Source organism: Kitasatospora aureofaciens, assembly GCF_001188955.3.
Classification (GTDB): Bacteria; Actinomycetota; Actinomycetes; order Streptomycetales; family Streptomycetaceae; genus Kitasatospora; species Kitasatospora aureofaciens.
In genome coordinates, this window is sequence record NZ_JPRF03000047.1 from 1 (window position 1) to 21,667 (window position 21,667).

The 21,667-nt window shown below is 74.8% G+C and carries 19 protein-coding genes, 2 tRNA genes and 1 riboswitch; of the genes, 13 read left to right on the top strand and 8 right to left on the bottom strand.

What is annotated here, in order from left to right; genetic code table 11:
* On the bottom strand, nt 1-285 hold a 285-nt coding region (locus tag HS99_RS45335; RefSeq protein ID WP_211295902.1), incomplete at its 3' end, for a hypothetical protein.
* Between the two features lie 154 nt (nt 286-439).
* On the opposite strand from HS99_RS45335, the gene HS99_RS45340 reads away from it, so the two are divergent.
* Nucleotides 440-928, top strand: a complete 489-nt coding sequence (locus tag HS99_RS45340; protein ID WP_157881773.1) for an NPCBM/NEW2 domain-containing protein — start codon at nt 440-442, stop codon at nt 926-928.
* A gap of 92 nt (nt 929-1,020) precedes the next feature.
* Here the strand turns inward: HS99_RS45340 and HS99_RS28680 are convergent, their stop codons facing one another.
* The 3 genes from HS99_RS28680 to HS99_RS28690 all read right to left on the bottom strand — a co-directional run bounded on the left by HS99_RS28680 (nt 1,021) and on the right by HS99_RS28690 (nt 4,732).
* Nucleotides 1,021-1,725 (bottom strand): DsbA family oxidoreductase, encoded by a 705-nt coding sequence (locus HS99_RS28680; RefSeq protein ID WP_030557804.1) that lies wholly within the window; start codon nt 1,723-1,725, stop codon nt 1,021-1,023.
* 129 nt (nt 1,726-1,854) lie between these two features.
* Nucleotides 1,855-2,376 carry a universal stress protein gene (locus HS99_RS28685; protein WP_157846585.1) on the bottom strand — a complete coding sequence of 174 codons (522 nt, stop codon included), beginning with the start codon at nt 2,374-2,376 and terminating at the stop codon, nt 1,855-1,857.
* A gap of 172 nt (nt 2,377-2,548) precedes the next feature.
* A complete protein-coding gene (locus HS99_RS28690; protein ID WP_030557806.1) occupies nt 2,549-4,732 on the bottom strand; it encodes an asparagine synthase-related protein in 2,184 nt (727 codons plus the stop codon).
* A 719-nt stretch (nt 4,733-5,451) separates the two neighbouring features.
* On the opposite strand from HS99_RS28690, the gene HS99_RS28695 reads away from it, so the two are divergent.
* The 9 genes from HS99_RS28695 (at nt 5,452) to HS99_RS28730 (ending at nt 16,007) form a co-directional block, all read left to right on the top strand.
* Nucleotides 5,452-6,879 carry an NsdA family TPR-like regulatory protein gene (locus HS99_RS28695; RefSeq protein WP_030290849.1) on the top strand — a complete coding sequence of 476 codons (1,428 nt, stop codon included), beginning with the start codon at nt 5,452-5,454 and terminating at the stop codon, nt 6,877-6,879.
* A 56-nt stretch (nt 6,880-6,935) separates the two neighbouring features.
* Nucleotides 6,936-7,040: transfer RNA gene (locus HS99_RS45345), tRNA-OTHER, on the top strand.
* Nucleotides 7,041-7,472: 432 nt separating this feature from the next.
* Nucleotides 7,473-9,050, top strand: a complete 1,578-nt coding sequence (locus HS99_RS28700; protein WP_030290848.1) for a TROVE domain-containing protein — start codon at nt 7,473-7,475, stop codon at nt 9,048-9,050.
* Nucleotides 9,051-9,658: 608 nt separating this feature from the next.
* On the top strand, nt 9,659-10,894 hold the full coding sequence (gene lhgD / locus HS99_RS28705) for an L-2-hydroxyglutarate dehydrogenase (protein WP_030557808.1): 1,236 nt from the start codon (nt 9,659-9,661) through the stop codon (nt 10,892-10,894).
* A 105-nt stretch (nt 10,895-10,999) separates the two neighbouring features.
* On the top strand, nt 11,000-11,830 hold the full coding sequence (gene trmB, locus HS99_RS28710) for a tRNA (guanosine(46)-N7)-methyltransferase TrmB (RefSeq protein WP_030290846.1): 831 nt from the start codon (nt 11,000-11,002) through the stop codon (nt 11,828-11,830).
* Nucleotides 11,831-11,946: 116 nt separating this feature from the next.
* Complete coding sequence (locus tag HS99_RS28715) at nt 11,947-13,275, top strand: PrsW family intramembrane metalloprotease (RefSeq protein ID WP_030557810.1); 1,329 nt, start codon at nt 11,947-11,949, stop codon at nt 13,273-13,275.
* 89 nt (nt 13,276-13,364) lie between these two features.
* Nucleotides 13,365-13,438: transfer RNA gene (locus tag HS99_RS28720), tRNA-Met, on the top strand.
* A 199-nt stretch (nt 13,439-13,637) separates the two neighbouring features.
* A complete protein-coding gene (locus HS99_RS28725; RefSeq protein ID WP_030557812.1) occupies nt 13,638-14,435 on the top strand; it encodes a hypothetical protein in 798 nt (265 codons plus the stop codon).
* Nucleotides 14,436-14,840: 405 nt separating this feature from the next.
* Entirely contained in the window at nt 14,841-16,007 is a 1,167-nt protein-coding gene (locus tag HS99_RS28730) for a hypothetical protein (protein ID WP_030557813.1), read from the top strand.
* On the opposite strand, the gene HS99_RS28735 is transcribed toward HS99_RS28730, so the two are convergent.
* The 3 genes from HS99_RS28735 to HS99_RS28745 all read right to left on the bottom strand — a co-directional run bounded on the left by HS99_RS28735 (nt 16,004) and on the right by HS99_RS28745 (nt 18,088).
* Nucleotides 16,004-16,507 (bottom strand): GNAT family N-acetyltransferase, encoded by a 504-nt coding sequence (locus tag HS99_RS28735; RefSeq protein ID WP_305953128.1) that lies wholly within the window; start codon nt 16,505-16,507, stop codon nt 16,004-16,006. The genes HS99_RS28730 and HS99_RS28735 overlap by 4 nt on opposite strands.
* A 142-nt stretch (nt 16,508-16,649) precedes the next feature.
* Nucleotides 16,650-17,384 (bottom strand): sensor domain-containing protein, encoded by a 735-nt coding sequence (locus HS99_RS28740; RefSeq protein WP_046386565.1) that lies wholly within the window; start codon nt 17,382-17,384, stop codon nt 16,650-16,652.
* Nucleotides 17,385-17,500: 116 nt separating this feature from the next.
* Nucleotides 17,501-18,088 carry a GNAT family N-acetyltransferase gene (locus HS99_RS28745; RefSeq protein WP_030290836.1) on the bottom strand — a complete coding sequence of 196 codons (588 nt, stop codon included), beginning with the start codon at nt 18,086-18,088 and terminating at the stop codon, nt 17,501-17,503.
* A gap of 42 nt (nt 18,089-18,130) precedes the next feature.
* Between HS99_RS28745 and HS99_RS28750 the strand changes: the two genes are divergently transcribed.
* Entirely contained in the window at nt 18,131-19,009 is an 879-nt protein-coding gene (locus HS99_RS28750; protein WP_030290834.1) for a hypothetical protein, read from the top strand.
* Nucleotides 19,010-19,162: 153 nt separating this feature from the next.
* Here the strand turns inward: HS99_RS28750 and HS99_RS28755 are convergent, their stop codons facing one another.
* Nucleotides 19,163-20,062 (bottom strand): M23 family metallopeptidase, encoded by a 900-nt coding sequence (locus HS99_RS28755; protein WP_050366647.1) that lies wholly within the window; start codon nt 20,060-20,062, stop codon nt 19,163-19,165.
* A gap of 12 nt (nt 20,063-20,074) precedes the next feature.
* Nucleotides 20,075-20,232, bottom strand: a riboswitch (cyclic di-AMP (ydaO/yuaA leader).
* Between the two features lie 196 nt (nt 20,233-20,428).
* Here HS99_RS28755 and HS99_RS28760 point away from each other — a divergent pair.
* Together HS99_RS28760 and HS99_RS28765 are read left to right on the top strand one after the other, a co-directional pair.
* Nucleotides 20,429-20,719 (top strand): YiaA/YiaB family inner membrane protein, encoded by a 291-nt coding sequence (locus HS99_RS28760; protein ID WP_030557821.1) that lies wholly within the window; start codon nt 20,429-20,431, stop codon nt 20,717-20,719.
* A gap of 112 nt (nt 20,720-20,831) precedes the next feature.
* Nucleotides 20,832-21,656 carry an alpha/beta fold hydrolase gene (locus HS99_RS28765; protein WP_030557823.1) on the top strand — a complete coding sequence of 275 codons (825 nt, stop codon included), beginning with the start codon at nt 20,832-20,834 and terminating at the stop codon, nt 21,654-21,656.
* Nucleotides 21,657-21,667 lie beyond the last annotated feature (11 nt).

The following is a 21,667-nucleotide window of genomic DNA, read 5'->3' on the forward strand; positions in this document are numbered from 1 at the left end:
CACGGCGACCAGGCGCCGCCGGAGCGCCTGCGGGTTCTCCGCGGCCAGGTCCAGGCCCAGCTCCTCGCTGGCCTCGCCCCCCGTGGCCGCTCCCCAGGCCGCCTTCTCCGCCCCTGCCTTCCCCGCCCCGGTGGTGCCCGCGCCCGCGCCGCCCACCCCGGCGCCCACCAGCGCCGCACCGGCTCCGGTCCCGGTCCCGGCGGCCCCGGAACGGCCCGCGCCCAGCCCGAGTGCGAGCCCCAGTCCGAAGCCGACCCCGAAGCAGATTCCGCCCCCGGTCGCCACCCGGGCCCCCCGGCACGAACCGACCCCGGAACCGACCACCGAGGCGCCGGTCGTCCCGATCCCGGCCCCGGCCCCGGCCCTTCCGGCCCTTCCGACCCTCCCGCCACTGCCGACGCCGGAGGTGCCGGTCGTCCCGACGCCCACCGTGCCGCCGGTGCCGGAACCGACCGTCACCCCGCCCGGGCCGCCCGCGCCCACCGGCTTCTGGGGCGACTCCCTGCCCGTGTGGAAGCCCGGCAACCACCGGGTGCCGCCGGAGGGGCCGAGCATCCGGCGGAAGGGCAGCGACAGGTTCTGGCAGCGCGACGGCGGCTGGATCGGCGGCGACTACCACCCGCACGCCATCACCGTGCACGCGCCGGCCACCACGCTGGTCGACCTCAACCGCAGCTGCACGTCCTTCGACGCGGTCGCCGGGGTCGACGACGCCACGCTCAGCCCCGGCGGCGTCGTCTTCACCGTCCAGAGCGGCGACGGCAGCACCCTTTGGCGCTCCCGGCCCATCGGCGCCGGGGACGACGCGGTGCCGGTGCACGTGCCGCTGGCCGGGCAGAAGTCGATCCGGCTGGTGGTCACGCCGGTGCACGGAATCTGGTCCGCGCTGAACGTCGCGGACTGGGCGCAGGCCCGGTTCAGGTGCTAGTAGGGGTGTGGCCCCGGGCCGGGGCCCGTCCCGGAAGCCGCTGACGGCTTCCCTGGCGACGGGCCCCCAGCCCTGCTTCCGTGGCGTCCTGCTCAGATGGCGCAGGAGCCGTCCGCGCAGGCCTCGCCGGCCGGCGCGACCGGCACCGGGGCCGGGCGGCGCTCGTCGATCTCGTCGGCGACCTGGTCCAGCACCTTGCGGAAGGTCGCGGCCTCCTGCCCGCCCTGGACCGCCCACTTGCCCTCGAACACGAAGGTCGGCACGGCACTGATGCCCAGCTCACGGGCCTCGGCCAGCTGGGCGCGGACCTCGGCGGCGCCCTCGTCGCCCGCCAGGTAGGCGGTCACCCGCTCGCGGTCCAGACCCGCCGCCACCGCGACATCGGCCAGCGCGGCGCGGTCGCCGATGTCCACGCCGTCGGTGAAGTGCGCCTTCAGCAGCGCCTCCTTGAGCCGGCCCTGCGCCTCGGCGCCGTACTCGGTCTCGGCGAGGTGCAGGAGGCGGTGGCCCAGGAAGGTGTTGGCGTGCAGGGCGGCGTCGAAGTCGTACGTGATGCCCTCGGCGAGGCCCAGCTCGGCCACCCGCGCGTCCATCGCGACCGACTGGGGGCCGTAGCGCTCGGCCAGCCAGGCGCGGTGCGGGCTCGCCGTCGCGGGCGCGTCCGGGACCAGCTGGTACGGGCGGTAGACGACCTCGACGTCCTCCTTGCCCGGGAAGTCCGCCAGGGCCTGCTCGAAGCGGCGCTTACCGATGTAGCACCAGGGGCAGGCGATGTCGGACCAGATCTCGACCTTCATGTCGGGGGGCTCCAAGGGGGCGTCTCGTGCGGATGTGCGGATGTACGGATACGCGGATGTACGGATAGGTGAACGATGAACCATCTCGGTACATTCCCGGCACCGCCCGGCCCTCGCCGGCCCCTCGGGTCAGCCTTCCGCGGGCGCCGGCACCACCAGGACCGGGCAGGCCGCGTGGTGCACCGCCGCCGAGCTCACCGACCCCAGCAGCAGCCGGGCGAAGCCCCCGTTGCCGCGGGTGCCGACCACCAGGGTGTGCTGCCGGGTCGACGCCTCCAGCAGCACCTCGATCACGTTGCCCAGCACCACGTGCAGCGACATCTCCCCCGCGTACGGCCGGACCCGCTGCCGGAGCACGGTCGCCACCGCCCGGCGCAGCCCGTCCGCCATGCTCTCGACCAGCGTCTCCACGCTCTCCTGCACCAGCTCCGCCATCCCCGGCGGGTAGCCGGCCGGTGCCGGGTTCACCACGGCCAGCACGTACAGCGGCAGGCCGAACAGCTCCGCCTCCGTCATCGCCCGGTCCAGCGCCCACAGCGACCCGTCCGACCCGTCGCACGCCGCCAGCACCCCGGGCGGCCGCCCCGTCGGCGGCCGCCCGAGCACCGACAGCACCACGGGAACTTCCTGCCCCGGGCTCACACCGGCCACCGCACCCACTCCTCACCGCGGACTCACAGCCCCGCCATCATCGCCCGCCCGGCGCCCCCGCCCGGCCCAGCCGCGCCGGACGGCGCAACGGAGGGCGCCGGGCGGGCGTAGGGCTACCGCACTGGGCGCGGGTGCAACGACCGGGCCGGGCGTAGCGGGCCCGGCCCGGGGGTCAGGGGGTGAGGGCCGGGGGGCGGGGGCGGGGGAGGCCGGTCCAGCAGGCGCCGTGGCGGCGGGCGCGGAGGCGGCGGAGCCAGAGTTCGGTGGAGACGAGGTCGGCGAGGCCTGCGAGGGCGGCCGGGGAGAGCGGGGTGGCGGGGTCGGCGCAGTGGGCCAGGCCGGCGCGGACGGCGGGGAGGTCGATGAGGCCGGCTTCGGCGAGGAGGGGGGCGTCGAAGAGTTCGGCGAGGCCGTCGGCGGCGAGGCGCAGGCCGGCCCGGGTGGGAGCGGTGCGGTCGGGTCGGGGGCCGCGGCCCCAGTCGGGGGGCAGGTCGGTGCGCCCGGCGCCGGTGAGGACGGCGTGCAGGAGGGCGTGCCGGGCGCCGGGTTGGAGGCGGATGTCGTCCGGGAGCAGCCGGGCGGCGCGGACCACCTGGTTGTCGAGGAAGGGTGCGTGCAGGCGCTGGCCGGGCCGTTCGGCGGCGTGTACGAGCGTGCGGTAGGAGCGTGCCTGCCGGTGGAGGGCGTGGCGGGCGCGGTGCGCGCCGGGGTGTTCCTCGGGCGCCGGTTTGCGCGCCGCCAGCCGTAGCCGGAGGGCCACCGCGGAGAGCGCCTCGTCGGAGAGCCAGCGGGCGGCCGGGCCGGGGACGCACCAGGCGAGGTCGACGGCCGAGCGGTCGCCCGCCGTACCCGCGCCGTCCGGGACGTGGCGGGCGGTCAGCTTGGCGGCCGCCTCGTCCAGCGCCTCGGCGTAGCGGACCCGGGAGAGCCGGTGGGCGGCCCGGACCACGGTGAGCGGGGTGCGCAGCGCGCCGGCCAGGACGCCCGCGACGGCCCGGTCGGCGCCGGCCAGGGCGGCGACCGGGGGCAGGAGTTCGCGGGGCCGCCCGGCCCGGAGGAGGTCGGCGAGCCGGGCCGGGTGGCCGTCCAGGACCTGGCGGGCGCCGTAGCCGGTGAGGTGGTCGGTGCCGCCGGCGTCGAAGCGGGCCTCGGCGCGGGCGGCGGCCACGAGTTCGGGGCCGGGCTCGTCGGTGAGCGGGCCGGACTGCGGGTCGGTGCGCAGGACGGCGTACGGGAGGGTGTCGGGGCCGGGGTCGAGCACGGTGTGCCGCAGCCGCGGGGTGTCGGGGGCGAGGGCGAGGGTGGTGGGCGGTTCGGTCTCGCCGAGCGTGACGGCGGCCAACTGCTCGGGCGCGGACGGCTCGTGGGCGCTTTCCCGGACCCAGGAGCCCTTGACCGCACCGCGCCTGGCACCGGCGGTACTCCTGGTGCCGGCATCGCTCCTGGGGCCGGCGCTCCTGAGGCCGACGGCGAGCGGCGCGGAGGCGGCGGCCGTGGGCACCGGCGGCAGTGGTACGGCGGCGGCGAGCAGGGCGACGGTGGCGGAGGCGGTGCCGTACGAGAGGTCGACGCCGAGCCGGGCGCGCCCGGCGGGGCCGGGGGCCGCCGCGGTGGTGCGGACCCGGGAGCGGACGGACTCCAGCAGGGCCCTGGTGAGTTCGCGGATCGCGGGCGCCTCGTCGCGCGGCTGTTCGGCGCCGGGCGGCTCGTCGTAGGCGTCGACGTACGGACGTCCGCCGCGGATGGCCAGCACGTGGCCGGGCGGCACCCGTTGGACGCCCAGGTACGGGGTGCCGGTGCCGAGCGCCTCCGGGGACTCGGGGCAGGCGAGCCGGGCGGCGAGGTGGCCGGTGTCGAGGGCGGCGCCGACCAGGTCGGCGAGCGGGAGGGCGGCGGTGGCGTACGCGGTGCCGCCGGCCCAGGGGGTGTGGAAGACGGGTTGGGCGCCGGCGAGGTCGGTGAGCAGCAGGGTGGAGCGGGTGCCGGTGCGCAGGACGACGGTGTAGCTGCCGGGCCAGGCGGTCAGGTGGCGGACGGCGCCGCCGCGGGCGGCGGCGAGGCCTGCGGCGAGTTCGGCGTCGGTGGCTCCGCAGTGGCCGAGGACGGCGAGCCGGGTGGTGGCGGGGGTGTCCTCGACCGGGTCGGGGACGGTCGGTCCGGTGCTGACGACGGCGGGGGCGCCGGGCCGGAGGGTGACCAGGCGGATCTCCTCGGGTCGCCAGTCGCCCACCGCCCAGAGCGGGTTGGGGCCGGTCCACAGAGGGCGCGCGGCGATCGGCGTGACCGTGGCGAGGGCTTCGTGCGCCGGTGTTCCCGCCCGGGGCGTGCCCGTGCTCCAGCCCGTCAGCCACCGCATCGCGCCTCCACCGGACGAGGACCTGCACTCGCGCGGCGCGTCCGGCGCCGGGCGGGCGGCCGGGTGGGGTGCCGGGGCGGCCCGCACGCGCGTCCGGGCGTGCCCTCGTTCCGGCGCGCCGTCACGAGACATCGTGCCACCACCGGGCGCTGCCGTGACCGGTGTTGTCGGTTCCGGTTCTGTTTCGCCGCGGCTGCGGCGGCCGCCGGGCGGGGTTCCCGCGGGGACGGATTCGGGCGGGCCGGGCCTCCCCCTCCCTGGCCCGGACCGCCCGGACGGCGCCCTTGACATGGGCATCGCTAGATGGCCGAAAGGCGTCGCCCCGCCCGGGAGGGCATCCGCATGCCCTCCCGGACTTGACCGCCGCCCGCGGGGATTGAGGCGGCGGCATCCCCCGGCCCGCCGGGTCCTCGACGGCGGGCCGACCCACGACCACCAGCGAATCGCCGCGCAGCCGGTCGGGCCAGGGGGCACGGCCGGGCGCACGTGAACACGGGACCGGAGCACGACGCTCCGGCGCGCGGCGCGGCCGGACCGCGCCGAGAAGTCCGGACCAACCGTCGCGACGGCCCGGCGCGGCAGCGCCGGGTGCGCGATCCCGCCATCCGGAATGCGGCCTCTTAACCGTCGGAACGCGTCCGACTACTCTAGGTACAGCAGCTACGGCCCGGTGCCGCCCGGGCCCCGCGCACAAGGCCGCAGGAGGTGCCGCCGCCACCATGACCGTCAGCCCACGAGGACCGAACGAACGGCTCGGCACGCTCCTGACCCTCGCTCAGATCAGCAACGCCGGCCTGGCCCGTCGGGTCAACGACCTAGGCGCGCAGCGCGGATTGACGCTGCGCTACGACAAGACCTCGGTGGCCCGCTGGGTCAGCAAGGGCATGGTGCCGCAGGGGCCCGTCCCGCACCTGATCGCCACCGCGATCGGCGGCAAGCTCGGCCGGCCCGTCCCGCTGGAGGAGATCGGCCTGGGCGACACCGACCCGGCGCCCGAACTCGGCCTGGCCTTCCCGCGCGACGTCGCCGACGCCGTGCGCTCCGCCACCGACCTGTTCCGGGTCGACCTCGACCTGCGGCGGGGGCCCGGCGGCGGACGCTGGAGCGACAGCCTGGCCGGGACCTTCTCGGTCGCCGCGTACGCGACGCCCGTCTCCCGCTGGCTGATCAACCCGGCGGACGGCTCGGTGGCCCGTGAGGTGCCGCGCTCCCCCAGCGAGAACTCCTCGTACCGGGTCGGCCACTCGGACGCCGTCAAGCTCCGCGAGGCCGCCCAGGAGGCCCGCCGCTGGGACTCCAAGTACGGCGGCGGGGACTGGCGTTCGTCGATGGTGCCGGAGTGCCTGCGGGTGGAGGCGGCGCCGCTGTTGCTGGCCTCGTACAGCGACGCGGTCGGCCGGGCGCTGTTCGGCGCGACCGCCGAACTGACCAGGCTGGCCGGGTGGATGGCCTTCGACACCGGACAGCACGAGGCCGCCCAGCGCTACTACATCCAGGCCCTGCGGCTCGCCCGGGCCGCCGCCGACGTGCCGCTCGGCGGGTACGTGCTCGCCTCGATGAGCCTTCAGGCCGGCTACCGGGGCTTCGCGGAGGAGGCCGTCGACCTCGCCCAGGCCGCGCTGGAGCGCAACCGGAGCCTGGCCACCGCACGGACGATGAGCTTCTTCCACCTGGTGGAGGCACGCGCCCAGGCCAAGGCCCGCAACGCTGCGGCGTGCGCGACGGCGCTCGGTGCGGCGGAGAGCGCACTCGAACGAGCACGCGCCGGGGATCCCGACCCGGCGTGGATCGACTTCTACGCCTACGACCGGCTGGCCGCCGACGCCGCCGAGTGCTTCCGCGACCTGGGCGTGCCCTCCAAGGTCCGGCAGTTCACCCGCGAGGCGCTGGCCAAGCCCACCGAGGGCTTCGTCCGCTCGCACGGCCTGCGGCTGGTGGTCTCGGCGATGGCCGAGGCCGAGGCGGGCAACCTGGACGCCGCGGTCGCCGCCGGCGAACGCGCCGTCGAGGTGGCCGGCCGGATCTCCTCGCAGCGCAGCCGGGAGTACGTGGTGGAGATGCTGCGGCGGCTGGAACCCTTCCAGGGTGAACGCCGGGTACGGGAGTTGACCGAGCGGGCGCGGGCGGTGATCGTCGCCCCGGCGTGAGCCGCCGGAGCCGGCGGAAGGGCCCCCGAGGGAATTCCCGGCGATAAATGAGGTGCACCGGCGGGAGGGGCCTGACTAAGGTCTCTCTCGTCCAGGTGCGCAGGCAGAGGTTACTTCCACTCTTAATGGGCGTGTCGCGGGTTCGAGTCCCGCCGCCGGTACTTCCGTGCCGGTGTAGCTCAGTCGGTAGAGCAGCTATGTCACCTCAGCCGTCCTTGAACTCTGGACACCTAAACGTGAATAGGATTCCGCACCTCCCGGTGCGACGGCAGCGGTTACTTCTGGTAGACGCCGGTCTTCCGGCGTAGCGGTTCAAGTCCGCGAAACACCGCCGCCACCTTTGATCTCGGGAGGCAGTTGCGCCTCGGAGTGCCCGGTGCGCAGGCGGGGGTTACTTCGGATCTTGCGGTTCCGGGTTCGAGTCCCGGGCGTGCCGTGCGCGAGCGCGGCCGCTAGCTCAATCGGACAGAGCACAAGGCACATACCTCCGCCGAGGCCGGTCGTCGGACGACGACCGGCACGATCTCGGGCACCCTTTGGCGCGGCATGCCTCCCTCCCGTTGACGACCGAGCACGCCGAGGGGGGCTGCAGCATGTCCAGGTTCAACATTCGCAAGGCCAAGTCGAGTCCCAAGTCGCCGGTGACCACGACCGGGCAGCGCGGCCGCACCCACGAGGGCGGCACCGGTCACGTCCGGGACCGCAAGTCCGAACTCTTCCTCCTGTCGATCTCCAACATGGTCGGCCAGGACACCTTCTACGAGCGCGGCGGCGACCGCGACGACCGCTACACCGCGCTGGTGCGCGAACTCGCCGTCGCCGAGCCGGAGTGGACCCTCGGGCTGCTGCGCTGGCTGCGGTTCGGGGCGCAGATGCGCACCGCCGCGCTGGTCGGCGCCGCCGAGTTCACCCGCGCCCGGCTGGACGCCGGTGCCCACGGGTACTCCCGGCAGGCCGTCGACGCCGTGCTGCGCCGCGCCGACGAGCCCGGCGAGCTGCTCGCGTACTGGACCTCGCGCTACGGCCGGGCGCTGCCCAAGCCGCTCAAGCGCGGTGTCGCGGACGCGGTGCGGCGGCTGTACGACGCCCGTTCGCTGCTCAAGTACGACACCGCGGGCAAGGGTTACCGCTTCGGCGACGTCCTGGAGTTGACCCACCCGACGCCGGACCCGGGCAAGCCCTGGCAGGGCCCGCTGTTCGGGTACGCGCTGGACCGCCGGCACCGGCCGGAGGAGGCCGTCCCGCCCGCCGCAGACCGGACACTGACCGCCAACCGCGAGCTGCTCGCCCTGCCGGTCGAGCAGCGCCGGGCGGCCGTCACCGCCGAGGACGGCGCGGAGCGGCTGGCCGCCGCCGGGCTGACCTGGGAGGCGCTGGCGGGCTGGCTGCAGGGGCCGCTGGACGCGGCGGCCTGGGAGGCGGTCATCCCCTCGATGGGCCCGATGGCGCTGGTCCGGAACCTGCGCAACTTCGACCGGGCCGGGGTGTCGGACGAGGTCGCGGCCGAGGTGGCCCGGCGGATCTCCGACCGGGGCGAGGTACGGCGCTCGCGCCAGTTCCCGTTCCGCTACCTGGCCGCCTACCGGCACGCGCCCTCGCTGCGGTGGGGCCACGCGCTGGAGACGGCGCTCGGCCACTCGCTCGCCAACGTGCCCGGACTGCCCGGCCGGACGCTGATCCTGGTCGACCGCTCCGGCTCGATGTTCGACCGGCCCAGCGAGCAGACCCAGCTCAACCGGGCGGACTCGGCGGCGATCTTCGGCACCGCGTTGAAGGTCCGGGCGGCCGAGGCGGACCTGGTCGAGTTCGGCACCGGCAGCCGGGTGATCGAGGTCGGCCGGGGGGAGGCGGTGCTGCGGGTGCTGGAACGGTTCTCCAGCCTCGGCGGCACCAACACCGCCGAAGCCGTCCGCACCCACTACCGCGGCCACGACCGGGTGGTGATCGTCACCGACGAACAGACCGGCTCCGGCTACCGGGGCAGCGACCCGCTCGCCGCCGTCCCGGCCCACGTGCCCGTCTACACCTGGAACCTGGCCGGCTACACCCTGGGCCACGGCCCCAGCGGCGGTGCCAACCGGCACACCTTCGGCGGCCTGAGCGACGCGGCCTTCCGGCTGATCCCCCTCTTGGAGGCGGGGTCCGACACCGGGTGGCCCTGGGAGGCCTGACCGCAGCCGGTGCACCGGGTCGGGGGACCGGGCGCGCCGCGACGCGACGCGGCCGGGCGGGGGGCGGTGGCGCGCGGAGTCGGGGGACTCGGCGCGCCACCGTCACGGCCGTACGAGGGGGGCGCGGTGGCGCGGAGTCGGGGGGACCCGACGCCACCGCGGGCGGCCGGTCCGGGGGGGACCGGCCGGAACGCCGGGGCGGAGCCACCAGGGGGAGGCTCCGCCCCGCACCCGAGGTGGGCGACAGGACACTGCCGCCCACCTCGGCATGCCACCTGCCGGACCACGACGAACAGCTCCCCGGCCCCGGCCCTGGCCCCGGCGAACGGAGAACGGCGAAAGGGCGGAGGGTCGCGCAGCCGCGCAGCGGAGCCTTGACGGGCCGACCGGTGCGCAGCGAACAGCCGCGGCCCCCGCCGCCCGCCGCGCACCACCCGTCACGACGCCACCGGCAGCCGACCTCCGCCACTGCAACGGCACCGCGGCCCGGGCAGCAACCGGGAAACCGACCCGGGCGCCCCCGACCCGTGGCAGCATCGGCGCAACAGGCCCGGCGCCGGACCGCGCCGGGCCCGCACAGGCGCGGGGCGGCGGACGAGGAGCACAGGGTGGCGGACGAGTTCGATGTCGTGGTGGTCGGCGGCGGGATCGTCGGGCTGGCCACGGCCTACGCCCTGACCAGGGCGCGCACCGGCCTGCGGATCGCGGTGCTGGAGAAGGAGAACGGCTTCGCCGCGCACCAGACCGGGCGCAACAGCGGGGTGATCCACAGCGGCGTGTACTACCGCCCCGGCTCGTACAAGGCCCGGTTCGCCGTCGCGGGCGCCGCCGAGCTGGTCGGGTTCTGCCGCGAGCACGGCATCCCGCACGAGGTCACCGGCAAGCTGATCGTGGCGACCGACGACGCCGAACTGCCCCGGCTGGCGGTGCTGGCCGAGCGGGGGCGGGCGAACGGGATCCCGGTCACCGAGCTGGACCGGGCCGGGATCGCCCGGTACGAACCGGAGGTCGCGGGGCGGGCTGGGCTGCACGTGGGCACGACCGGCATCTGCGACTTCCCGGCCGTCGCGACGACGTACGCCCGGCTGGCCCGGGAGGCGGGTGCCGAACTGCGGCCCGGCACCGAGGTGCGGACGCTCGTCCGCCGCCGGGACCGGGTCACGGTCGGCACGGCCGCCGGGGAACTGCGCTGCCGGGTGCTGGTGAACTGCGCGGGCCTGCACAGCGACCGGATCGCCCGGCTGGCCGGGGACGACCCGGGCGTGCGGATCGTGCCGTTCCGCGGCGAGTACTACGAACTGGTCGAGCAACGCCGCGCCTTGGTGCGCGGCCTGGTCTACCCGGTGCCCGACCCGGCCTTCCCGTTCCTCGGGGTGCACCTGACCCGGGGCATCCACGGGGACGTCCACGTCGGCCCGAACGCGGTGCCCGCCCTGGCCCGCGAGGGGTATGCCTGGCACACCGTCCGCCCGCGCGATCTGGCCGGGACCCTGGCCTTCCCCGGCACCTGGCGGATCCTCCGGCGGCACTGGCGTTACGAGGTGGGCGAGCTGCACCGCTCGCTGTCCAAGCGAGCGTTCACCACGGCCGTCCAACGGCTGCTGCCCGCCGTGACCGCCGCGGACCTGGTACCGGCCCCCGCCGGGGTGCGGGCGCAGGCGGTGGCCCGGGACGGCTCGCTGCTGGACGACTTCGCCTTCGCGGGCTTCGACCCGGAGGACCGGCACTCCCCGCGCCGCGCGGTGCACGTGCTGAACGCCCCCTCCCCCGCCGCGACGGCCTCGCTGCCGATCGGCCGCGAGGTGGCCCGCCGGGCCCTGGCCGCCCTCGAGGCCGGCGGATGAGACCGGACGGGAGGGGACAGGAGGGAACGGGAGGGGACGGGAGCGGATGAGACCGGTCACAGGCCCTGCGGAACAGCCCCGGGAGCCCCGTAGACTCGGGTGATTGTGACTGCCACCGCCCCGATCCCCCAGCAATCTCCGTCCGCCCGGCTGTCCGCGGCGCCGGCCGCCTACCCCGCGCCGATGTACCCGCACAAGGCCACCGAGGAACAGCACCGGGAGCGGCGCATCCGCAGTTTCCAGCCGCGCCGGGGCCGGATGACCAACGCCCAGGCGAGCGCCCTGGACCGGAGCTGGGAGAGGTACGGCGTGCCGATCGACGGCACCCCGCTCGACCTCGCGGAGCTGTTCGGCGGCCTGCCGGTCACCCTGGAGATCGGCTTCGGCATGGGCGAGACCACCGCCGCGATGGCCGCCGCCGACCCGTCGATGGGCATCCTCGCCGCGGACGTGCACACCCCCGGCCACGGCAACCTGCTCGGCATGCTGGAGCGGGACGGTTCGCAGAACGTCCGGCTGGCCGCCGGTGACGCCGTCATCCTGCTGCGCGACATGCTGCCGGACGCCTCGCTGGCGGGCCTGCGGGTCTACTTCGCCGATCCGTGGCCGAAGCCCAAGCACCACAAGCGCCGGCTGGTCCAGGCGTCCTTCCTCGACCTGGTGCTGCCCCGGCTCGCCCCGGGCGCGCTGGTGCACTGCGCGACCGACTGGGAGCCGTACGCGGAGCAGATGCTGGAGGTGTTGTCCGCCTCCCCGGAGCTGGAGAACCTGCACCCCGAGGGTGACGGGACCGGCTGGCTGGAGCCTGCGGACCACCCGGACGGCAGCGTCCCCGGCTACGCGCCCAGGCCGGACTGGCGGCCGGTCACCAAGTTCGAGCGGGCCGGGATCGCCAAGGGCCACGTGGTGCACGACCTGCTGTTCCGCCGCCGCTGACCCACCGGCAGCCGTTCGAACGGGCCCCGGCGGGCTGACCGGCCGGTCGGGCCCCGGACGAACCGTTCGTCCCGAATCCTCCCGACGGGCCGCCGCCGTGGCCTACCCTGTGCCGCATGGGCAGCCCGTCCGGCGGCGGCCCGGGCGTCTGGCTGGGGCGGGCGACCGTCCGCACCGCCGCCGACGCACCGGGGACGGGCCCGCGCACCGGTGACACCCGGACCATCCCGGGGCCCCGCGGGCGCCGGGCCCACCGGTTGCTGCCCGGGCCCGGCGGCGCGTCACCGCCGCCGACGGCCACCTCGGCACCCACTCGGGACGGACCGCCCGGGGCTCCCCCGGGCCGCGGCCGCTCGATGGCGCTCTCCTCGGTCACCACGACCGCCGTGCTGGTCCTGGTCGGCTGCGGCGTGCTGGTCCTGCACCTGGTCCAGCGGCAGACCGGCACCGTCGGGCTGCTGGTGGGCCTGGGCCTGGCGCTGGTGCCGCTGCCCTTCGTGCTGGGCGGCCTGGCCTGGCTCAACCTGACCGCCCGGGTGCCGCTGCGGCACACCGTGTTCTGCCTCGGCTGGGGCGCCTGCGCCGCCACCACCGTCGCGATCCTCGCCAACAACTGGACCGCCGACTATCTGACCGCCCACCGGGGTGCGTTCGGCGGACTGCTCGGCGCCGGGATCGCCACCCCGGTGATCGAGGAGAGCGCCAAGGCCACCGCCCTCCTCGTGCTGCTCCTGCCGTTCGGCCAGCGGCTGCGCTGCCACGGCCGCCGCTCCGGGCGCCCATGCGCGCCGCTGCTGCACCGGGCGCCCGCGCCCCGGCGCACCCACCCGCCCCGGCGCCCTCCGACCGGGCCGCACGCCCGGGGGCGGCTGCGGCTGCGCCCGTACCTGCGGCCGCTGCCGTACCTGTGCCCCGCGCCGCCCTCCCCCGGCACGCCGCACCGCCGCTCCCGGCCGCGCACCCTGGCCGCCGGGGTGGTCCTCGGCGGGATGACGGCCTGCGGCTTCGCCTTCACCGAGAACGCCCTCTACCTGGGCCGGGCCTTCACCACCGACCAGCGCAACCGGCTGGACAGCATCGGCCTGGGCGACCCGCCCAGCCTGCGCGACTTCGACAGCACCGTGCAGACCTTCGTGCTGCGCGCCCTGCTCTCCCCCTTCGCCCACCCCCTGTTCACCGCGCTCACCGGCATCGGCCTGGCCGTCACCCTGACCACCGGGCGGCGCTGGCTGGCCCGGCTGGCCGCGCCGGCCGGGCTGCTGACCGCGATGGTGCTGCACGGGACCTGGAACGCCGCCGCGGACCTGGGGACGGACGGGTTCCTGGTGGTGTACGGGGTGCTGATGGTGCCCTGCTTCGTGGCCCTGGTCTGCTTCGCGCTCTGGGCCAGGTCCCGGGCCGCCCGGCACGCCTGGCGGCGCGGACGGCGGTCGGCGAGGGGGTAGCGGCGGGGCCGCTCGGACGGCCGCGTCCGGCCGGCCCGGAGAACCGATTTCCCATCTCGGCGACTTCCCCGTATTGTTGTGTTCACCGACGCGGGGTGGAGCAGCTCGGTAGCTCGCTGGGCTCATAACCCAGAGGTCGCAGGTTCAAATCCTGTCCCCGCTACTCAGTAGCCGAAAGGGCCCGGAGGATTCTTCCTCCGGGCCCTTTCGCGTTCCCGGGGACGGGCAGAGCACGGTCCCGCCACGAAGCGGTAACGGGGGCGGATTCCAAGATCTCCCGCTGTACGGCTCCCCCATACTGAGGAAAAAATTCATCCAAGTGGGGGACGGCGGGACCGTGCCCTGGATAAGGAACCACCTCGATGCTGTCGAAGCGCCTGGCCAGTACCGCCGCGATCTGCCTCCTCCTGGGGGCCGGTACGGCCGCCTGCGGTGACAACAAGGCCTCGGACAAGGCCGCCGCACCGGCGACCGGCGCCGCCGCTGCCGCGACTCCGACCGCCGCGCAGCTCGACACCGACAAGCTGAGCGCGCAGGAGATCGAGAAGAAGGCCAAGGACGCCCTGGCCTCGGCCACCTCGCTCAGGATCTCCGGCAAGATGACGTCCGACGACGGCGTCATGACCATCGACATGGTGATGGACAGCAAGGGCCAGTGCCGGGGCACCATGGCGCTCCCCGGCATGGGCTCCTTCGAGATGATCAGCGACGGCACGGCGTACTTCATGAAGCCGGACACGCAGTTCTGGAAGACCTTCGGCGGGTCGAATCCCGCGGTGCTCGCCAAGCTCGAGAACCGCTACCTGACCGGCTTCCAGAACGACCCCAAGATGAAGGACATGACCGACTTCTGCAAGCTCGCCGACGCGAGCAACCAGATGTTGGACGAGGGGTCGAGCACGCCCAGCAAGGGCAGCGCCGGCACCGTCAACGGGATCAAGACCTTCAGTCTCAAGGAGAAGGACGACCAGGGCGAGGAGTCGACCCTGCACATCGCCACCGAGGGCAAGTTCTACCCGGTGCGACTGGAGAAGACCACCGGCAAGGACCAGGGCCAGATCAACTTCACCGACTTCGACAAGCCGGTGACCGTCCAGGCCCCGCCGGCCAGCAGCGTGATCGACTACACCAAGTTCCAGGAGACGGTGAAGAGCGCCTGACCGCCGCCCGCGAATAATCCGTTGCCCTTCCGACAGGAGCCTGCCTACAGTGGCGGCACACTGAAAGGAGGTGATCCTGAATTGAGTTCCATCAGGATGCGTGAGGTGGCTGCTCGCTAGAGCCGCCCCTGCCTGCGCAGGGTGAGGCCCCAGGCCTCCGGCAGGCGAAATCCACAGCAGTCACCCGGCCCGCGGGCTCACCGGTACATCCCCGGTGCCTCGGGCGCCAGGCCAGTGCACGGGCCGGCGCCGAGGAGCAGCCCGCGGGCCGTCTGCGTTTCCGCGGTCGGTTCCGGTCGTAGCCGTGGCACCCCCCGACGCGTTCCCGTGGTGGGGCCGCGGCGCTAGAGTCGGCGCGGCCCCACGGACGACGGGGCGCAGTGGCGCGGACACATGGGGTGGGCGATGGCGGTGACACGGCGACGGGTCGGCACGTCGGCGCTGCGGGCGGCGCAGTGGACCGCGGCCGGGGTGCTGGGCGGTACGGGCCTGCTCGGCCTGCTGCTGTTCGCGCTCGGCCGGGCACGGACCTGGCAGGCGCTCGGCGGCGGCCTGGTGGTGGCCGGGGCCTCGACGGTGCTGGGCGGCGCACTGGGCTTCCTGTTCGGGGTACCCCGGGTCAAGAGCGGTTCCGGTGAGCCGCAGGGCTCGTACGCGCCGAACACCAATCTGGAGCAGGTCTCCGACTGGCTGACCAAGGTGCTGCTGGGCGTCGGGCTGACCCAGCTCGGCTCGCTCGGCGAGCGGCTGCACAAGCTCGGTGCGTCACTGGCGCCCGTACTCGGCGGCGGGGACGCCGCGGCGCCGTTCGCGGCCGCACTCGTGCTGCACTTCCTGGTCCTCGGTTTCCTGGCCGGCTGGCTGGTGACCAGGCTGGCGCTGCCGAGGGTGCTGACCGAGACCGACGAGGCGCTGGACCTCTTCCTGGCCGGGCAGGACCGCGACCGGCGGGGCGACAAGGTGGGCGCCGACGACCTGCGGGTGCGTGCGATGCAGCAGCTCGGCCTGCTCGGCGGCAGTGCCGGCCGGTCCGCCGCGCAGTTGCCGCCCGCCTCGGGTTCCCCGGCCGGGCCGGAGGGCGTGGTGGCGGAGGTCCGCTCGACCGCGAAGCGCTCTGCGCTGACCGCCGACCAGGTGCGGGCCCTCTTCGCGGACGGCACCGACGGCCGCCGGATCCAGGCGCTCGCGCTGATGCAGGGCGACCCGTCGCTGGCGGACCTGACGAGCCTGCTGGACGCGATCGAGCACCCGTGCTCGGGCTTCGAGCAGTACCACGCGTTGCTGGCCGCCCGCGGCCTGCTCTCCCGGCTGTCCGGCGCCGAGGCGCAGCGGCTGCGGGACGCGGTGGCGGCGCAGTTGGTCGACCCGCAGGGCATTCCGTACGGGTCGGACCGCAGCTGGCTGGCGGAGAAGATCCTGTCCCGGCTGCCGGTGACGGCTTCCGTTCCGGCGCAGCCGACGGCTTCTGTCCCGGCGCAGCCGACGGTCGCCGTCCCTGTGCAGCAGGCGGTCGCCGCGGGGAGCGACGGGCCTGCGAGCTCTGCGCAGGCCCCGGGGGAACCGAACTCCTAGACGGCGAAGCGCAGTTCGGGCTGCTCCCAGGGGGTCTTGGGCTGCGGCGGGCGGGTGCCGGTTAGCTCGGCGCCGACCTGGAGGTAGAAGCCCTCGGCGGGCGGGTGGGAGACGACCTCGACGGCCGTGATGCCGGCGGCCCGGGCGCGGTCGAGCATGTCGGTGATCAGCGCCCGCCCGATGCCCAGCCCCTGGGCCTCGTCGGCGACGAACATCAGGTCCAGTTCGGCCGGTTCGTGGATCAGCGCGTAGAAGCCGAGCAGCCGGTCGTCGGCGCGGTCCACGGCCATCCGGACTTCGTGGCGTTCGACGTAGTCGGGTTCCACGGCACAGCCGTCGATCATGGCGAAGTACACCCCGCGGTAGGCGCTGGAGGCCTGGATCAGGGCGGTGAGCCGGGCGCGGGTGAGGCCGAAGAGGGCGCAGTACTCGTCCAGTGGGCGGGAGGTGACCAGGACGCCCTGCTCCGGGGCGGACTCCTGGGCCGCGTCGGTGATCACCCGGCCATCCGAACACGGGACCGCCCCGCCCGCATCCGAAGCGCAGCCGGAAGCGGGCGGGGCGGGACCGGACCGGACGGGGCCGGTCAGGGCTGGGCCGGTAAGGGCGGGGCGGACCAGGGCGGGATGGAGCGGCTGGGGCTCAGCGGCCGAGCAGCCCGCGGGCGGCGGCCCGGTTGACGCTGGTCAGGCCGTGGACCAGCCGCGCGGTGAGGAAGACCAGCAGCACCCCGACCACCGAGGTCGCGACGATCTGCCAGGTGCCCTGGACGTAGTAGGCGTGCCGGACGTGGTGGCTGTCGGTGTAGTCGAACAGCTGGTAGCCCGGCCAGGAGGTGTAGTGCGGGAAGACCCACTGGTAGAGCGGGTAGAGCGCCATCGCCCAGCCGAGCACCAGGAACGTCAGGGTCATCACGAAGCTGAACACCGCCCAGGGGAACATCACCAGCTGGTACAGCGCGGCCTTCCAGCCCGCCCCGTCGGCCAGCCGGGCGGTGATCGCGCCCCAGTTGCCCGGGCGCACCTGGCGCACCGGCGCCGGGCCTGGCACGTCGAGGGCGAGCATCCCGCGCACCCGGGCCCGCTCCGCCCGGCCGAGGCCCCGGGCGGCGCTGGTGAGGCCGGCCAGCACCGGCAGGCCGAGGACGGTGACGAAGGTGCCCACGCCGAGCGAGAACAGGGTGACCGCAACGGTGAAGCCGACGATCGCCACCGGCAGGCCGGTGAGCGTGTAGCCGACCTCGCGGTAGTACTGCCCGGAGAACGGAGCCCGCCAGAAGCCCGGCGGCTGCTCGGTGCGGCGGGCCCGGGCCGGGCGGGTCCCGTCGCCGTAACCGTCCGGGCCGTCCCACTCCTGCCCCAGCGTGCTGTTGCTCATCTCCCGGCCCCCGGCCCCTCGTTGTCCTGTCGCGGTCTCTTCCGTGCTGACGGACTCCAGTCTGGCCGGAACGCCGCCCGGACGGCATCCGGCGGACCGGCGGACGAGGGGTGGGGTTAACCCCCCGGCGGCGGAACGGGCGGACCGGTCCACTCGTCGGCGAGCAGCGAGTACTGGTACGAGTCGGACCAGACGCCGCCCTTGTACAGGTCGTGCCGGGCCCGCCCCTCCAGCTGGAAGCCGAGTTTGGTGAGCACCTTGGCCGAGGCCGCGTTGTCCACGTCGACCCGGGCGACCAGCCGGTGCAGCCCCAGCGGGCCGAAGGAGAGTTCGCAGAGCAGCCCGGCGATCTCGCCCGCGTAGCCGCGGCCCCACACCGGGCGGCTCAGCACGTAACCGAGGTACGCCGAGCGGTACTTGCCGAGGGTGAGGCTGGCGTGCGCGATCGGCAGCGCGTCCTCCGGGTCCTCGGCGTCCTCGCGCCGGACGACCGCGAGCCGGTAGGTGTCCCGCTCCTCGGCCATCGCTTCCTCCAGGTAGAGCTCGATCTGGTCGGCGCAGGTCTCGCGGTCGCGCGGCTCGAAGGGGAGGTAGCGGGTCACCTCCGGGTCGCCGTACAGCGCGTGCAACGCGTCCACTTCCGCCGGGGTGTGGTGGTACTCGCGGACGGCGAGCCGGGGGCCGGTGAGGCGTACGGGGACCATGGCTGCCGACCCTACCCCCGTCCGGCGGCTACCGTTCGGAATATGAACGACGAAGACCTGCGGCTCGCCCCGCGCACCAGGGCCGCCGACCTGCTCACCTGGGCGGCGGCAGCCGGGCACGACCGCGCGCCGGTGGCCGAGGCACCGCTGCGCACGGTGCTGGCGCTGCTGGAGCTGGGCGAGAGCAGGATGCACGACGGCTGGCCCGAACTGACTTCCGACGCTGTGGAGCACCTGCTGTACGAACGCCTCCACCTCTACGTCCAACCCGCGCCGGAGGACGACCCGCTCGCGTACGGCGACGCCGTACGGCTGCTGGTCGACCACCAGCGGGCGGCGAAACGGCTCAACGCCAAGCGGCAGGAGCGGCTGCACGCCGAGGCCGAGTGGCAGGGTGAGGTCGCGGCCGGGCTGCTGCGCCGCGCCGACCTGGTGACCTGGCCCCGGCTGTACGCGGTGCTGCTGCACGCGCACGGGGTGGACGTGACGGACCCCGCGGCCGTCCGGGAGTGGCTGACCGGCTTCGCCGGCCTCGACGAGGAGCAGCGGCTGGCCGGGTACGAGGCGCTGGTACCGACCGGCTGGCTGGACGAGCCGGACGAGCAGGGCTGGGGACCGGGCCGGGTGCTGTCGGTCGGCATGGCCACCGACGGGGCGCGGCGGCTGCTGGAGCAGGGCCTGATGCGGCGCAGCTACCGCAACCTGGCCGAGCTGACCGCGCTGGGGCGGCCGATGCCGGAGGAACTGGCCGGGGACTTCGAGGAGTTCGAGGCGGCGGCCGCCGAGGTGGCACTCGACCTGATCGGCGAGTGGACGGTGCCCGGGCTGCCGCGGCTGCTGGTGGAGGAGTTCCCGGAGCTCGCCCCGGAGCCGGGGGCGGAGGAGATCGACGCGTACCTGGCGCAGCTGCCGCCGGAGTGAGGTGCGGGAGGGGCCCCGGGCGTTCGCGGCCCGGGGCCCCTCCCTTTCGAGCCCGTTACGGGTTTCCGGTCCGGTTACGGGCTCTCCGGGCCCGCTACGGCTTTTCCGAACCCGTTACGACTTTGCCGGGCCCGTTACGAGTTTTCCGGCCCGTTACGGGTTGAGGCCGTGCTGCTGGAGCCAGGGCTCCGGGTCGACCGGGGCGCCGCCGCCCGGGCGGACCTCCAGGTGCAGGTGCGGGCCGGTGACGTTGCCGGTCGCGCCGACCTTGCCGATCTGCTGGCCGGAGGTGACCTCGCCCGAGCCCTTGATGATCGAGGACAGGTGGCAGTACCAGATCTCGGTGCCGTCGGGCAGGGTCTCGACGATCCGGTAGCCGTACGCGCCGGACCAGCCGGCCGAGGTGATGGTGCCCTGGCCGACCGCGTAGACCGCGGTGCCGGTGTCGGCGGCGAAGTCCAGGCCGGTGTGCAGGTGGGCCCAGTAACGGGCGCTCTGGCCGTAGTGGGCGGAGAGGTTGTAGTCCTTGACCGGCAGGGTGAGGGCGGCGGCCTTGGCCCGCTCGGCCTCCTCGGCGGCGCGCTTGGCCTCGGCCTCCTTGGCCGCGGCCTTGGCCTCGGCCTCCTGGGCGGCCTGCAGCCGAGCGCTCTCCTCGGCGGCGGTGCGCTGGCTGTCGGCCTGCTGCTGGATGCGGGCGGCGAGTGCGAGGCCCGGGTCGGCGGCCAGGGCGACCGGGGTCTCGTCCGGCGCCTCGACGGCGGGCGCGGCGGCCGGGGTCGCGGCGGCGAAGCCGGTGGCGCCCAGGGTGGCGGCGACGGCGGTGACGCCGAGCAGCGGGGAGGCACCACGGGTCTGACGCGGCAGCCGGTGGCGGCTGGACTCGGCCTCCGGGGCGAAGGGGTCGCCGTGACCGGCGGTGCCTGCAGCGCCGGCATGGTCGGAGCCGCGGGCCGCGGAGTCGCGCGCCTCGGAGCCGTTCGGGCCGGGGTGGTCGAGGAGCTGGGTGCCAGCTGCGGGACCGGCCGGGTGTGCCGGGGTGTGCGTCGACGCCACGGAGGCGCGCTCCTTTCCTTCCTTCGCGCCTACCGGGTTAGCTGACGGGTTCGGAGCAGGAAGGTCTCCTACGGCCGGGCCGGAGCCCCGCCGATTCACCCCAGGAACGTGGTTCCCCGGCTCCCTGACCTGCCCGGAGGCCGGCCGGCGGGATTAGGCGACGGCGCACGGTGCCGTCTGGGTACGGCGTTGACGACCGCGCTGCGTTATCAAACGTTAATCCTAGGAGGCCCTGATTCCAAGCCATCCGTCCGCGACGGCCGGGACACAGGTGATCGGACGTCAACGAACGACCCCTCAGCCGCCCGGCCCATCTGAGTACTCCTACTCATGTGCACCCCGGCCGCCCCGCCGCATCCTGGCGCCATGAACGCACCGATGCAGTCACGCACCACGGCCGCGTACCACGTCCAGGCCATCCTCTCCTTCGCCATCTCCGGCACGGCCCTCGCCGCCGGGATCGCCTACCTGCCCGTCGGCGGCTGGACCCGGGCCTTCCTCGGGATCGGCCTCCTCTACACCGTCACGTCCTCGTTCACGCTGGCCAAGGTCATCCGGGACCGGCAGGAGTCCTCGGACACCGTCGCCCGGGTCGACCAGGCCCGGCTGGAGAAGCTGCTGAGCGAGCACGACCCGTTCAAGGTCGAGGGGGTCTGAGCGGCGCCCGCTCCCCGGGTCGCGGACCACCGCGAGGGTTATTGACGGCTAAGGCTATTAGCCGTAGCTTTATGGCTATCGGCAGCAGCGAGCGAGCCCGTGGAGGCCCACCATGAACGGCACCATCACCCCGAGCACCCAGTACCTCGACGTCCCCGGCGGCCGCCTCGCGTACGACGACACCCGGCAGGGCGCCGGCACCCCCGTCGTCCTGCTCCCCGGGATGCTCGACTCCCGCCGCGCCTACCGGCACCTGCACCCGCTGCTCACGGTCGCCGGGCGCCGGGTCATCACCATGGACCTGCGGGGCTTCGGCGAGTCCTCGATCGTCTGGGACGACTACAGCCCCTCTGCCGTCGCCACCGACGTCCTCGCCCTGCTCGACCACCTCGGCATCGAGCGGGCCGTCCTGGTCGGGCAGTCCTACACCGGGGCGACGGTCGTCAAGCTCGCCGGGGACGCGCCCCAGCGGGTCGCCGGGATCGCGCTCATCGACGCCTTCGTCGAGCAGCGGGCGAACGCCCTCATGAAGGGCGTCATGGCCGTCATGGGCGCCGCGATGGTCCGGTGGCCCGCGGTCTGGGGCTACTACCTCCGCAAGATGGCCTTCCCCGGCCCCCGGCCCGCTGACCTCGACACCTATGTGGACGGACTGGTCGCCGCCCTGCACACCCCCGGCCGCAGGACCGCCACCCGCGGCCACGTCAACGGCGACTCCGCCCCGATCGGCTGGAGCGCGGCCGTCCGCTGCCCCGCCCTCGTGCTGATGGGCAGCAAGGACCCCGACTTCCCCCGGCCCGAGGCAGTCGCCGACCTCCAGGCCGAGAAGCTCGGCGCGCGGAAGATCATGATCGAGGGGTCCGGGCACTACCCGATGGCCGACAACCCGCAGGCCGTCGCCGACGCGCTGCTGCCCTTCCTCGCCGAACTCGCCTGAACCCGCCTGCT